This is a genomic window from Marinobacter iranensis, from assembly GCF_029207565.1.
GTDB classification, from domain to species: Bacteria; Pseudomonadota; Gammaproteobacteria; order Pseudomonadales; family Oleiphilaceae; genus Marinobacter; species Marinobacter iranensis.
The window spans coordinates 1-239 of record NZ_JANCMW010000392.1 but is presented as its reverse complement, the minus strand read 5'-3'; the positions used below and the strand labels follow the sequence as shown (position 1 = coordinate 239).

The following is a 239-nucleotide window of genomic DNA, read 5'->3' as shown; positions in this document are numbered from 1 at the left end:
CTACGCCGGCGGCAAGCTTATCCTGACGCTGCCGATCTCGCTGGTCCTGGCCGTCGTCCTGAATAAGGCGTTCCGCGGCAGGCAGCTGCTCCGGGCGAGTTACTTCTTGCCGACGATCATCAGCGCCTCCGTCATGTCCATCGTCTTCTTCATTATTTTCAACGCTTACAACGGCATGGCCAATCAGTTCCTGATGAAATACCATCTGATCTCTTCCCCGATCAACTGGCTGGGCGCGG

General features: G+C 57.3%; 1 protein-coding gene. It reads left to right on the top strand.

The window, feature by feature from the left end; translation table 11 throughout:
* Nucleotides 1-239: hypothetical protein (locus NLU14_RS22845; protein ID WP_476738666.1), on the top strand; the 239-nt coding region annotated here is incomplete at both ends.